The sequence below is a fragment of the Sporomusa rhizae genome, assembly GCF_041428845.1.
Classification (GTDB): domain Bacteria; phylum Bacillota; class Negativicutes; order Sporomusales; family Sporomusaceae; genus Sporomusa; species Sporomusa rhizae.
The window spans coordinates 2623659-2637672 of record NZ_CP156925.1 but is presented as its reverse complement, the minus strand read 5'-3'; the positions used below and the strand labels follow the sequence as shown (position 1 = coordinate 2637672).

The following is a 14014-nucleotide window of genomic DNA, read 5'->3' as shown; positions in this document are numbered from 1 at the left end:
ACAATGGCAAATATTGTTGAGATTTTTTCATCCATTCAAGGCGAAGGTTTATATATTGGCACCCGACAAGTATTCGTACGTTTCGCAGGTTGCAATATGGCCTGTGCCTATTGTGATACACCAGAATCGCGCACTTTCGGCAAAGAAGCGTTAATTGAATGCACCCCTGGTAGGCGGGATTTTTCTAAAATTGCAAATCCGCTTAGTATCGAATGTCTTGCCCAACATATTAATTCGCTATTAACATTGCGCCACCATTCGATAAGCCTTACCGGCGGTGAACCTTTGTGTCAGGTGGATGCCCTTGTCGAACTGACAGCTAAATTAGATGCCCCTAAATATCTTGAAACCAACGGTATTCTATTTGAGCAACTGGCCAAAATATTGCCCCAGCTCGATATTATCAGTATGGACATCAAACTCCCAAGCATCGCTGGTAAAGAATATTGGCAGGAGCACCATGAATTCTTGCGTTTGGCTTCCACCAAAGAAGTATTCGTTAAGATAGTGGTTACCGGCCAAAGCTCTAAAAATGAACTGCAACAGGCATTTGAATTAGTAGCGTCAATCAATAAATCTATCCCCGTAATTCTACAGCCAGTCACTCCCCTAAATGGCTGTGAATCCGTTTTACCAGCCGATATACTGCTTTACCAAGAGCAGGCATTATCTGTCCTAAGCAGCGTCCGGGTAATTCCGCAAACTCATAAGTTTATGGGACAATTATAAGTAAGGGGGTTATATGTTTGCATATACTTTTGACAAACGATGATGGAATACTTGCTCCGGGCATAAGAGCCTTGTGGCAAGAATTATCAAAAGTTTTTAGAATATCAGTAGTCGCGCCTGACAGCGAAAAAAGTGCTTCGAGCCAAGCAATAACAGTGCATCATCCTATCTGGGTAGATAAACACCCCCTTGATAATCAGGATATCTGTGCGTGGAGAGTAGGAGGCACACCTACCGATTGTGTCAAGATAGCTTTAGAGGCTCTCTTAGTAAACGACCAACCTGACATTATAGTTTCGGGAATTAACCAAGGATCAAACCTTGGAACAGACGTTTTGTACTCGGGTACGGTAAGTGCAGCGATTGAGGGGGCACTACATGGGTTACCATCTGTGGCGATGTCTTTAGATAGTTGGCAGTCCTTTGACTTTACTGCTGCAGCCAAAACTGCCAGAAAAGTTGTTGAAACTATGATGAATAAAGAGCTACCGCCCAACACACTGCTCAATGTTAATGTTCCAGCATTACCGGAAAACCAGCTCAAAGGTATTGCTATAACCAAACTTGGAATTCGCAGTTACGAAAATACTTTTGAACGCCGCCAAGACCCCCGTGGACGAACCTATTATTGGATGAGCGGCCAGGTCTCCGAAACTGAAAATGCACCCGATAGCGACATTGTCGCTGTTAAAAACGGTAAAATTTCTGTGACGCCGATTCATTTTGATTTGACTAATTATGGCATAATGAATCTATTAGAAACTTGGGAATTATAAAGTTATCTTTAATCCGGCATATTTGGCTGATATTTGCATAGATTTACAGTAAAAGACTTTTCAGGAGGGAATATTATGGCCAAAGTTTCCCGTCGGACAAGAAACAGTCCCAAAACTCCACGAAATACAAATATTTCTCTAGCTATTTTTAAAGGAGTAGCTGTTAGCGTAGTTGTCTCGCTCGTTTGTGCCATATGTCTTTCCTTAGTCAGTCTAATTTCAGAAAACAAATTCATAGACAATTATATTGAATATATAATGGTTGCAGTAACTATGACAAGTATTTTTATTGGCAGTATGTATGCAACAAAACAAATAGCGGCCAAAGGCCTTCTAATTGGCTGTGCTGTTGGTATAATATATGTCCTTTTTTCAGTGGGAGTTGGACTGGAACTGGGGCAGGAACAGGTTTCCTGGTTGATGTTAGGGAATAAGTTCGCCGCCGGCAGTTTAGCGGGAGCCCTTGGTGGTTTTATTGGTGTAAATTTATAATTGAATTATAAAATAAGCAGGGATTCTCACGAAATTTATTGAACTTTTATAGTAACATTTACAATTACCCTCCAATTGATACGAATATTGTAAAAGGTTCATTAATAGCACACCTTACTTTCTTTAGATTATCTTGACATGAAAATGCGGGCTTAATCTGCCAGGAGCCGCTGACAGGCTCCTGTTTTTCGGTTATATAATAAAGTAGGAGGATAAGGCTTGAAATTTAAAGGTATTTTATTTGACCTCGACGGAACACTTATTGATACTTCCAATTTAATTATCCGTTCCTTCCAACACACGTTTGACCTTCATTACAGGCGATATCTTAGCGCTGAAGAAATCTATGACTTTTTTGGTAAGCCGTTAAAAGCTGCAATGGAGTATTATGGACCTGATAAGGTCGATGATCTTATAAAAACCTATCGTGAATTTAATTTAGCTCATCATGACCAACTGACAACAGGTTTTGCCGGAGTGCCGGAAACCATACAAAAGCTCCATAACGCAGGTGTTTTAATGGCAATAGTAACATCAAAAACTAAACGTACGGCTATTCGTGGGCTTAAACTTTTTGACATGGACAAGCATTTTCCTATTGTCATTGGACATGAAGAATGTCAAAAACACAAGCCTGATCCAGAACCGGTGCGATTGGCACTGACTCAGTTAAACCTCGAACCGGCAGAGTGTCTGATGGTTGGAGACAGTCCCTTTGATTTAGCTAGTGCACGAACAGCCGGAGTTAAAACGGCAGCAGTACGCTGGACCCAAATTGCCTGGGACAAGCTGCTTGCCGAACAACCCGACTATATATTAAACACTATTGAAGATTTGCTTACTGTCTGCGAACTAAAAAAAATAAGGTAAGGTGATATAATGAAAATTGCAATTATCGGTGGTACAGGAGTTTATGACCCTAAAATTCTTAATAATATTAAAGACCTCGAAATTGCCACCCCTTATGGAGTGGTGCGCTTTAAAAGCGGTGAGTATGCAGGCCAAGAGGTTGCATTTATACCACGCCACGGCAGTAACCATTCCATACCACCCCATCTGATCAACTATCGAGCTAACATTTGGGCTATGAAGAAAGTCGGTGTCCAAAATATTATCGCCACAACTGCAGTTGGCTCACTGAATCTTGATATGAAACCAGGAGATTTTGTACTTATAGATCAATTTCTAGACTTCATAAAAAACCGTACAACGTCGTTTTATGAGGGAGGGGAGCGTGGTGTCGCCCATCTTGATGTGACAACACCATATTGCCCATCTATCCGCAATGTATTAATGGACGCTGCTAAGCAAATCGGTATTTCCATTCATACTCAAGGAACCTACGTCTGTACTGAAGGTCCTCGCTTTGAGACACCGGCTGAGATCAAAATGTTTGCCAAGTTGGGTGGTGACCTTGTTGGCATGACCAATGTTCCGGAAGTTATTTTAGCCCGAGAAGCGGAAATGTGTTATGCCACAATTTCCATGGTTACCAATTTTGCAGCAGGTATCTCCCCGCAGCCGCTAACTCATCATGAAGTTCTAGAAACAATGCAAGCCAATACTGAAAATATAAAAAAACTTATACTGACTGCTATCGAACGCCTTCAGCCAGATAAAGATTGTGCCTGCAAACATGCATTGTCCGAATATGGCGGGTTTAAATTGTAAAAGTATATTCAAATTTGATTTGCAGAAAAATTAAGCAAGATAAAGGTGGTATTATTTATGGAATCTATTATTCGTAATATTAATCTGGCTCCTCAAGGTATGGATAAGATTAACTGGGTTAAAGAGTTCATGCCGGTACTTAATGTATTAAATGATGAACTATCCCAAACTAAACCTTTAACCGGAAAAAATTTAGTTATTACCATGCATCTCGAAGCAAAAACTGCCTATTTGGCACTTGTGCTTAAAAATGCCGGTGCCAATGTGGCCGTAACTGGCAGCAATCCGTTGTCTACGCAAGACGACGTGGCTGCAGCATTGGCTTCACAAGGCGTTAAAGTATTTGCCTGGTACAATTGTACTGCTGAAGAATATGATGAATTTTTACATAAAGCGCTAGATACCAAGCCGGATATCATCGTCGATGACGGTGGTGACCTAGTCTCTTTATTACACGGCGAACGCAGTGAAATAGCAGGAAAAATTCTAGGCGGCTCTGAAGAAACGACAACAGGTGTACTGCGCCTGAGAGCTTTAGCCGACTCCGGACGTTTAAAATTCCCAATGATCGCAGCAAATGACGCTTACTGCAAATATTTATTTGATAACCGTTACGGTACTGGACAATCAACCTGGGATGGCATAATGAGAACCACTAACCTTACTGTAACAGGAAAGACAGTAGTAGTTGCAGGATATGGCTGGTGCGGCAAAGGTGTTGCCATGCGCGCCAAGGGATTGGGAGCTAACGTCATTATCACTGAAATAGATCCTATTAAAGCAATAGAAGCAGTATTTGACGGATTTTCCGTACTGCCGATGCAGGAAGCTGCAGCTCGCGGAGATATTTTTGTTACATTGACCGGCTGCAAGGACGTTATTCGCGGTGAGCATATGAAAGTAATGAAACCAGGCGCAATCATGGCGAATGCGGGGCATTTTGACGTAGAAATTAATAAAGTAGAGCTAGCTGCGCTGGCGAAAAGCCGTCGTGTAGTACGTAAAAATATCGAAGAGTTCGTTATGGCAGGCGGGCGTAAACTTTATCTGTTAGCAGAAGGCCGGTTAGTTAACCTGGCTGCAGGCGACGGGCATCCGACTGAAATCATGGATTTATCCTTCGCGACACAAACACTAGCCGTTCTCCATATTGCAGGTCACCATGCTGAACTTGAAAATAAGGTGTATACTGTTACTTCCGAAATGGATAACCGTATCGCCTCATTAAAACTGAAAGCTATGGGCTTTAATATCGACAGCCTTTCGGCAGAGCAGAAGGAGTATCTGAGCAAAGCCTAATCATAGGTTTGAAGGGAGTATCGCTATGTTAAATATTGTGTTAAAAGGCGGCGACGTCTTATGCGCCGATGGCCAGGTTCGCCAAACTGACCTTGCTATCAGCGGTTCAATCATTGCGCAAGTAGGTAACATTAATGAGACAGCAGACAGAATTATTGACTGTCGTGATAAACTCTTAATCCCCGGCTTTGTTAATACCCATACTCATGCTGCCATGACATTATTCCGCAGCTATGCCGATGATATGATGCTTATGGACTGGCTGCAGACAAAAATCTGGCCCGCTGAAGAAAATCTTACAGGAGAAGATGTCTACTGGGGAACGCAGTTAGCCATTGCCGAAATGCTGAAATCAGGTACCACCTGTTTTGCAGACATGTATTTTTTCATGCCGGAAGTCGCTAAAGCGGTAGCTGAAAGTGGCATTCGAGCCGTTCTAGCTAGAGGTATGGCTGGAGTAGCTCCTACAGCGAATCAAGCGCTCGCTGAAAGTGAAAGCTTTTATAAAGAATGGAATAATGGTGCAGATGGTCGCATTACCATCATGCTTGGCCCCCATGCTCCATATACTTGTCCTCCTGATTACCTGAAAAAAGTAACAGCATTGGCTGAAAAGCTTAAAGCACAAATTCACATTCACCTATCGGAAACAGCCGGTGAAGTGGCTGAATGCCAAAAACAGTATGGTAAATCCCCAATTGCTCTAATGAATGAGCTTGGCGTCCTTGACCACGGAGTATTAGCAGCGCACTGTGTACATGTATCCTCTGAGGATATTGCTATTATGAAAGAAAAGAAAGTAAGGGTAGCTCACAATCCTGGCAGCAATATGAAGCTTGCCAGCGGAGTAGCGCCTGTCCCGGATATGCTTGCGGCTGGTATTTGTGTTGGCTTAGGAACAGACGGAGCAGCAAGTAACAACAATCTCGATATGCTTGAAGAATTACGTCTAACCGCAATGCTACATAAAGTGCATCGTCTTGATCCGCTGGCGATTCCGGCAAATAAAGCGGTAGACATGGCTACCTGTAAAGGTGCCGCCGCTTTGGGATTAGATCATGTAGGTAAATTAGAACCGTCATATAAAGCCGATATCACAATTTTAGATATGAAAGAGCCACATTGGCATCCACGCCATGATCGCTTGTCATTATTAACCTATGCTGCTAACGCAAGCGACGTACACACAGTAATTGTTAATGGTAAAGTACTGCTCGATAACCATCAGCTTACAACTATTGATCAAGAGCGTCTTTTAGCAGAGGTTGACCGCCGCGGTCTACGGTTAGTAAAAAATTAACTTAAATAATTTTTTTTAATTTAATCTTAGCAAACAGGATTTGCCCTTTATAGCATTGAATATAAAGTTAACTCATATTTGACCAAAAGAATATTTGTGGTTACTTGGAGGGGGGGCAATAATGTTTAAACAAGCTGACCGTATGCAAGCGTTAACATCGGCCATCTTTACTCAGGTTGATGATATGCGCAGAGCGGAAGTTGCCGCTGGAAGAGATGTTATTACCTTAAGTATTGGTAGTCCTGATTTGGCGCCTGCACCGCATATTATTAATGCCCTAAAAGCCGCCGCAGACTGCCGTCTCAATTATGGTTATACTTTGTCTAAAGGTATTCCCGAATTATTAAATGCCATTGCCAATTGGTATCAGAGTAAATTCTCAGTTAAATTAGATCCAGCAACTGAAATACATTCCCTGATTGGCTCGCAAGATGGGCTTGCTCATATAGCATTGTGCATGGTTAATCCTGGCGACATAGTTCTTGTGCCTGATCCCGGCTATCCGATTTTCAGTGCCGGCCCACTAATTGCCGGCGCTGAACTTTATCGGATGCCCCTTACCCCAGAGAATGATTATTTACCAGATTTAGCAGCAATCGATGCATCCGTGTTACAACGGGCGAAAATCATGATCTTAAATTACCCGAATAATCCCCTAGCAACTACCGCTCCACGCAGCTTCTTAGAACAGGTAGTGGCCTTTGCTAAACGTTATAATATTCTAGTCTGCTATGATTTTGCCTATAGTGACTTAGTTTTTGACGGTTACAAACCTGACAGTTTTTTATCGATTCCTGGTGCTAAAGATATTGGTATAGAATTTAATTCCCTGTCAAAAACCTATAATATGGCGGGCTGCAGAGTTGGTTACGTCGTTGGCAATGCTAAAGTAATTGCCATGTTAGGGCGTTTAAAATCCAACTTTGACTACGGAATTTTTTATCCATTACAGCAGGCCGCTATAGCTGCTCTTACTGGCTCTCAAGACTGCGTTAAAGAAACAGCAGAAAGGTATCAGCGACGCCGTGATATCATTGTTGATGGGTTTAACGATATTGGCTGGAAAGTAGAACGCCCAAAGGCTTCGATGTACATATGGGCACCTGTTCCGACCGAGCAATCCTCTTTTGATTTTACAGTATCTTTACTACAGAATACCGGTATAGCCGTTATACCAGGAAGCGCTTTTGGCGCTTGTGGTGAAGGATATATTCGCATAGCGCTTGTTCAACCTGAAGACCGTCTGGAAGAAGCTGTAGATAGAATAAAAGAATGGATAAGATTATAGAAATTGGGAGGGTTTTGGGATGAAGGCACTGAACTTCTACTCGTCTAATTATCATAGCCAGTTGGTTTGCCGGCGCAAAACATGCACCATCAGACTCGGCGATAAAACCAACAAATACGCTGAAGGCGATATTATCTGGGTAACTGTGGGTAAACGTTTTTCCCAAAAGAAAAAGATTTTTACCGGAACAATTGATCGAGTCTTGGTTAAGCCTATTTCTCAACTCACTATGGATGATTTACAAGGTGAAAACTCGGATCTTACCAGCATCGATGATTTAATGGTCTTTTTGCAATCAATTTATGATAAGACCTTAACCTCAAGTGACATTGTGACTGTAGTCTATTTCTCCGAAATCATCGAATAGCAGGTATAATATATTTTTCAAAAGGAGTGCATTTTTTTATGTCTAAATTAATTCCTGTAGGTATTTCCGCACGCCACGTACATGTATCACGTGAGCATCTTGATATTCTATTTGGTGAAGGATATCAACTCACTGTGAAAAAAGATCTGTCCCAACCTGGTCAGTTTGCATGCGAAGAACAAGTTGACTTGGTCACAGAAAAAGGATCGTTTAAAAAAGTTCGTATTCTTGGACCAGAACGTAAACAAACACAAATTGAAATTGCTCTTACAGATGCATTAAAACTTGGCCTCAAGCTCCCCGTCCGTGATTCTGGAGACTTAAAAGGTTCACCGGGAATTACCTTAGTTGGCCCAAAAGGTGAAGTAAAATTAACAGAAGGCGTCATCGCTGCTTGCCGTCATATTCATATGACAACTGCCGAAGCTGCTGAGCTGGGTTTAAAAGATAAAGATGTTGTTAAAGTTCGTTTTGGTGGCGAACGCGCTCTGATATTTGATAACGTTTTAGCTAGAGTAAGCGATAGTTTCAAGCTGGAATGTCATCTTGACACAGATGAAGGAAACGCCGCAAAGATTAATACTGGCGATACAGTTGAAATCGTAAAATAGAATTATCCTCCAAAAGTACTTCACTTGTTGAGATTCCAAGTGGAGTACTTTTATTATATATTGGTAATGGGCACAATATCTCTATATCCTGCTTTAGCATAGAAGGGAGGGAAATTTATGCCAAGACCAGTATTTAACGAAGAAAGATGCAAAGGCTGTGAACTATGTACGGTAGCATGTCCGCACAAGATTGTGGTTCTTGCTAACCGATTTAACAGTAAAGGTTATCGCCCTGCCGTTTGTATCGATGAATCTAAATGCGTAGGATGCGCATTATGTGCAAAAACCTGTCCCGACGTTGTGATCGAGATCCACAAAGATAAAGATCCAGCCGGGAAGTAATTTTCCTTTAAATAAAAAAAGGTTATGGTAAAAACTCGCATGAGAAGTCCTAGAATCTCTATAAAAAGTAGGATATATAAAGGTATAAATTTCGTAATTACATAGTAATAATAAATGAACTGCCTGGAATAAAGTGCTTCCCAACCACTAGGCAGTTTATTATTTATTAATATTTAAACCAAAAAATGGGAAGGAATTTAGGCACAAATAGCGAATTTGTACTTAATATTCAAAAATCAGAGTGAGATGATTGTCGTTGAATACTAATTTGATGTATCCCTCAATGTTAGATACCCTAATCAACGCAAACCAATCAGCACTTATAGCAATCAACGCTGATGGTGTTATTTCACATATTTATCTGCCAAATCGACCGCAATCTTCACTAGCGCTATATATAGGCAAAAGCTTTTTTAAGCTAATCCAAGCAGTATTTAATGCTGATAACGCTGAACTTATTTTTGCCACCGCTAATAACTGCCGCTCTTTGCGGCAACAAAAGACGGTTAATAAATTAAAACATATTTCTAAAAGAAATCTAACTGAATACTATGATTGTATCTTTGCACCTGCTCCTGAGCAGCATGTTGTAGTTCTTTTTAAAAATACTACTGATGCTGTGTTATTTCATAACGAGTTTTCCAATATTATGGAACAACATGAAACTTTAAATCAAGATTTATGTGTCGCAATGGCTAACCTTGATTTTCAGCTGATGGATTTAGACCACGCCCATAGAAAGCTATCTGCGCTATACCGTATAACAGCAATAGTTCAAAAAACGGTTGATGAAAAAGAAGTACTTGAAGAAATAGTCGATGGTATTACCCGTGAACTGGGTTTTGCTAATGCTGCAATATTCCTCCTTGACCCAGAATCCCAAGAGCTGGTCAATAAAGCCCACCGGGGCTATAACGACCACGTTCGGATATCATTAGGTCAGGGTATAACCGGCTATGCCGTTCAACACCGCGAACTAGTCTATGTGCCTGATATAAGACTCGAACCACGCTATATACCTGGTAGTTCAAACGGTTTAAGTGAAGTGGCTATACCGCTTATTGTTAATGATCAGGTTATTGGCCTTCTCGACGTAGAAACAACAGAAGAGCAGGCACTCAAAGCTTATGATCTTGATTTGCTTCGCTCTTTAGCCAGCCAAATTGCTATGACTATAGCTCATGCCAACCATGTTAGTAAAGCTTGTACAGAAGCGTCTACTGACGGTTTAACAAATGTTTATAATTATCGCCACTTCCGAAATACTCTTAACCTGGAGTTTAAGCGAGCTTCGCGATATAACCGTCCACTTTCACTATTAATGATTGATATTGATTACTTCAAACACTATAATGATATTAATGGGCATTTATATGGCGATGATGCACTCAAAGCTGTTGCAGACCTTGTTCGCCAAAATTGTAGAGATACAGATTTTGTCTTTCGATATGGTGGAGAAGAGTTCGTAGTACTACTTCCTGAAACAGCTATTGCACAAGCTCACATAATTGCTGAACGAATTAGAAAGGCTATTGCTGAGTATCCATTTCAAAATAGCAGCACCCAACCTGGGGGGTCTTTAACAGTCAGTATTGGTATCGCGGGCTATCCCGATGATGCAGAATCAGAAACTGAACTTATTGGTGCTGCTGATACTGCCCTATATTCAGCAAAACGTTCTACCAGAAACCGGAGTTGCTTATATAATACAAATATTAGCTAAAGCAATTTTTCACTGCAGCAAAAAATCTAGCAGAATAGTATGCACTGGTGGTGTCAATCATGACTCATGATATATTAGGGGACTATAAAGCGTATTCTTTGGCAGGTACTGACCGGGAAGTTCGATTTATTACAGAAGTATTGAACCTACATCCAGGCGAACCACTCTTAGACTTATATTGTGGTTATGGCCGGCATGCAATAGAATTGGCTAAATACGGTTATAAAGTAACAGGCGTAGACGCTACCAAAGATTTCTTAGATATTGCCGCACAGAATGCCCAAGAAGCTAAGATAGACATAACTTTTGCACAGAAAGATATGCGGGAACTTGACTATGATCAACAATTTGCCGCAGTTATCAATATGTTCGCCGCCTTCGGCTATTTTACCGACGATGAAAATGCCAATATAATCAATCTTATTGTAAAAGCATTAAGACCAAAGGGGTTATTCTTAATTGATTTACTAAATAGGGAATGGATGGTACGTAATAATATAAATCGTTACTGGCGGCATCCCAGTGGTGAATATGTTCTTTCCTATAAAGTGGAGTTAGAAAATGGCATTGCAACTATGAAACGCCAATTAATAAACCAAGTTACCGGTGCGAAAATTCAATATGAATTTGTTCTAAGAGCTTATTCACTGGCAGAGATGACAAATATCTTCAATACAAGCGGTCTTTCGATCATATCAACTTATGGCGCTTTTGACGGGCGCCCTTATAGTTCAGAAACGCCTCGCATGATCATTCTTGCCAAAAAAGATATTTAATTATATACGATCTTTATTGCAAACAGAGACTATGTCTCTGTTTTTTTGTTTGCTAATTGCTAGCACAGTCTCGCTCTGTCTCATAACATAATATAAGAGGAATGCGAGGTGAATAATATGCTGATCAGTATCAATAATCCTCTGCGTAATAACTCCCGTCCTAAAATAGGAGTTGCCTTAAGCGGTGGAGGACTAAGAGGAACCACACATATTGGTGCACTTAAGGCATTAATTGATTATAAAATACCTATTGACTATATTTCAGGTACTAGTGCTGGAGCTATTGTTGCAACGATGTATGCTTGCGGTTATTCACCACAACAAATGCAATCGATCATTAAGAATATAAGAGTTCAAGATTTAATAGATCTAAAAGTTACTACTTCGGATCTGTTTAAGCATGGTTTTAAGTGGCTTATGAACGGTAGATTTCGCTTTTGGTCCGTATTACCTACAGGCTTACTAAAAGGTGACAAGATTGAAAATTTTTTAGTAAGTTTGTGGAAGCAACGTACTGTCCGTGATACAAAAATACCTCTAGCCATAACCGCTGTCGATATAAATTCAGCGGATACCGTCTTTTTTATATCCCCGTTACCCCCAAATAGAACTATCTTAAATGCAAGATATTATCATAATGCGGTGCTCGCCGAAGCTGTCAGAGCCAGTATCTCAATCCCCGGCGTTTTTTATCCGAAAAAATACCGGGGAATGACACTAGTAGATGGTGCAGTTAAGAATAACCTGCCTACCGATATTCTACATCATATGGGCGCAGACAAAATCATAGCTGTCGATTTAGGCTATTCCGGCCAGCCTAACTATGAAATAGATTCAGTAGGTGAAATCCTTATGCAATGTATCGAGATTATGGGCAGAGAAGTCACGTTAATGAAGTCTGAACAATATGCAGACTTAATTATTAGACCAACGTCTTATGATTTAAATCATAAAGACTTTAAACAGGCTAATGAGTTCATAAAGCGCGGCTATCAGGCCACACTCGAAAAAATTAGAGATATTAAAGACTTTATATAAATATCGTCATATAGTTCCCAGTCATCTTGCATGCATATCATATAATAACAATTTCTTGATACAGCAGCAGGGTATAGCGGAGGAGGCATGATAATGAAAAAAATCGATATCCTCGGGATTTTTCGGGAGCTAATTAACTCGGACAGCTATGATAACAATATAGTTGGTGTTGGGCAAGGTAATAAATATATCCGCGGCGTAAATACTGGCAAGGCAGCCTTAACAATACTCGTCAAAAAGAAATATTCAAAATCGAATTTACGGCATGAAAGTCTAATACCGAATGAAATTGATAATTTACCAACAGATATAATAGAAGTAGGAGATATTCGTTTACTAAATGAAAGAATAAAGTTCTGTCGCCCAGCACAGCCGGGAATGAGCCTTGGCCACTATAAAATTTCAGCCGGCACTTTCGGAGCAGTTGTAAAAGATAAAACTACTGGTGAACTGCTTATATTATCAAACAATCATGTGTTAGCGAACATCACTGATGGAAATGATGATCGCGCAAGTATTGGTGATGCTATTATTCAGCCGGGAACATATGATGGCGGTAAATTAGAGGACTGCACAATAGCTCAGCTACGTAGATTTGTACCTTTATGTCGTCAACACACCACCTCACGCTGCAAGATTGCCAGAGCTTTTGAAATGCTTCTAAATAAATCAATTCATGTTTTTCGACCTAACTATCGAATACAGGTCTTACGTGAAAGCGAAAAGGCCAATTTAGTTGATTGTGCCGTAGCCGCTCCTTTAAACACTGAAGCAATTAATCCTGAAATTTTAGAAATTGGATCTATTTCTGGAATAAAAGAAGCTACTCTCAATATGCCTATTAAGAAAAGCGGCCGGACCACTGGATTGACCTATAGTAAAGTGTTAGCAACTAACGTTACATTTCAGGTTAACATGAACAACCAAGAATATGCTATATTTACCGATCAGATTTTAGCAGAGCCTATGAGTTTACCAGGCGATAGCGGATCATTAGTTCTAAGCGATGATAATTATGCGATAGGGCTTTTATTTGCAGGTTCGGAACAAGCAACAATGTTGAATAAAATTCAGCATGTGCTTGATAAACTTAATATTACCTTCAGTTAAATAAAGAAAACACGGTTTACGCCGAGCCTTGACGAAAGCGAAAGCCGATGTTGCCCTTATCCAGGCGAAAGTTATACTTTCTATCAGAACAAAAAAACCAGGAATACTCCTGGTTTTAACTATATCACGAATATTGGTAAGGTTGATTGTTGTATGATTTATTTCTTTGATTTCCGTGCTTTCTTTTATTTGAACTCATACTAAAATTCTTTTTAGAAATGTTCCTTTGTACTTGCTCCGGATTGTACCAGCCACGCTCCTGCATAACATTAAAAAGGGTATAAGCCGCTTCATGCTCATCATGCTGCAACTCTTCCATAGCGTCATGAACGGTATTATTACTAGATTCCATTATTGCATGCTCATACAGATGAGAGAGATGCTTTTCCGTATTGATTAAATCAACCACCATATCGCGGTCAGACAATCTATTTCGACTGGTTGTTGTATAATTGTTACCATAACGTCTACCTTGAGCCATTAATCATCACC

16 protein-coding genes are annotated in these 14014 nt (G+C 40.4%); 15 read left to right on the top strand and 1 reads right to left on the bottom strand.

The features are described 5' to 3' along the window. The first annotated feature begins 3 nt into the window (after positions 1-3). The 15 genes from SRRS_RS12260 to SRRS_RS12190 all read left to right on the top strand — a co-directional run bounded on the left by SRRS_RS12260 (position 4) and on the right by SRRS_RS12190 (position 13522). Entirely contained in the window at positions 4-729 is a 726-nt protein-coding gene (locus SRRS_RS12260) for a 7-carboxy-7-deazaguanine synthase QueE (RefSeq protein WP_371369176.1), read from the top strand. Between the two features lie 17 nt (positions 730-746). Continuing rightward, positions 747-1505 carry a 5'/3'-nucleotidase SurE gene (surE, locus tag SRRS_RS12255; RefSeq protein WP_371369175.1) on the top strand — a complete coding sequence of 253 codons (759 nt, stop codon included), beginning with the start codon at positions 747-749 and terminating at the stop codon, positions 1503-1505. A 75-nt stretch (positions 1506-1580) separates the two neighbouring features. Continuing rightward, positions 1581-1997, top strand: coding sequence for a TIGR04086 family membrane protein (locus SRRS_RS12250; protein ID WP_371369173.1), 417 nt, complete (start codon positions 1581-1583; stop codon positions 1995-1997). 219 nt (positions 1998-2216) lie between these two features. Further along, positions 2217-2867 carry a pyrophosphatase PpaX gene (gene ppaX, locus SRRS_RS12245; protein WP_371369171.1) on the top strand — a complete coding sequence of 217 codons (651 nt, stop codon included), beginning with the start codon at positions 2217-2219 and terminating at the stop codon, positions 2865-2867. A gap of 9 nt (positions 2868-2876) precedes the next feature. Beyond that, on the top strand, positions 2877-3668 hold the full coding sequence (gene mtnP, locus SRRS_RS12240; RefSeq protein WP_371369169.1) for an S-methyl-5'-thioadenosine phosphorylase: 792 nt from the start codon (positions 2877-2879) through the stop codon (positions 3666-3668). Between the two features lie 57 nt (positions 3669-3725). Then, entirely contained in the window at positions 3726-4967 is a 1242-nt protein-coding gene (locus tag SRRS_RS12235; protein WP_371369167.1) for an adenosylhomocysteinase, read from the top strand. Between the two features lie 25 nt (positions 4968-4992). Beyond that, positions 4993-6267: an amidohydrolase gene (locus SRRS_RS12230; protein WP_371369165.1), complete on the top strand. Its 1275-nt coding sequence runs from the start codon at positions 4993-4995 to the stop codon at positions 6265-6267. Between the two features lie 121 nt (positions 6268-6388). After that, positions 6389-7555 carry an aminotransferase class I/II-fold pyridoxal phosphate-dependent enzyme gene (locus tag SRRS_RS12225; RefSeq protein ID WP_371369163.1) on the top strand — a complete coding sequence of 389 codons (1167 nt, stop codon included), beginning with the start codon at positions 6389-6391 and terminating at the stop codon, positions 7553-7555. A 19-nt stretch (positions 7556-7574) separates the two neighbouring features. Further along, positions 7575-7922, top strand: a complete 348-nt coding sequence (locus SRRS_RS12220; RefSeq protein WP_371369161.1) for an ASCH domain-containing protein — start codon at positions 7575-7577, stop codon at positions 7920-7922. A 38-nt stretch (positions 7923-7960) separates the two neighbouring features. After that, complete coding sequence (gene pduL, locus SRRS_RS12215) at positions 7961-8533, top strand: phosphate propanoyltransferase (RefSeq protein WP_371369160.1); 573 nt, start codon at positions 7961-7963, stop codon at positions 8531-8533. A gap of 117 nt (positions 8534-8650) precedes the next feature. After that, positions 8651-8875: a 4Fe-4S binding protein gene (locus SRRS_RS12210; protein ID WP_371369158.1), complete on the top strand. Its 225-nt coding sequence runs from the start codon at positions 8651-8653 to the stop codon at positions 8873-8875. A gap of 256 nt (positions 8876-9131) precedes the next feature. Next, positions 9132-10598, top strand: a complete 1467-nt coding sequence (locus tag SRRS_RS12205; protein WP_371369156.1) for a diguanylate cyclase — start codon at positions 9132-9134, stop codon at positions 10596-10598. Positions 10599-10657: 59 nt separating this feature from the next. Beyond that, positions 10658-11374, top strand: a complete 717-nt coding sequence (locus tag SRRS_RS12200) for a cyclopropane-fatty-acyl-phospholipid synthase family protein (protein ID WP_371369154.1) — start codon at positions 10658-10660, stop codon at positions 11372-11374. 117 nt (positions 11375-11491) lie between these two features. Beyond that, positions 11492-12412: a patatin-like phospholipase family protein gene (locus tag SRRS_RS12195; protein WP_371369813.1), complete on the top strand. Its 921-nt coding sequence runs from the start codon at positions 11492-11494 to the stop codon at positions 12410-12412. Between the two features lie 93 nt (positions 12413-12505). After that, entirely contained in the window at positions 12506-13522 is a 1017-nt protein-coding gene (locus SRRS_RS12190; RefSeq protein WP_371369153.1) for a hypothetical protein, read from the top strand. Positions 13523-13646: 124 nt separating this feature from the next. Here the strand turns inward: SRRS_RS12190 and SRRS_RS12185 are convergent, their stop codons facing one another. Then, positions 13647-14003 carry a spore coat protein gene (locus SRRS_RS12185; RefSeq protein WP_371369151.1) on the bottom strand — a complete coding sequence of 119 codons (357 nt, stop codon included), beginning with the start codon at positions 14001-14003 and terminating at the stop codon, positions 13647-13649. Positions 14004-14014: the final 11 nt, after the last annotated feature.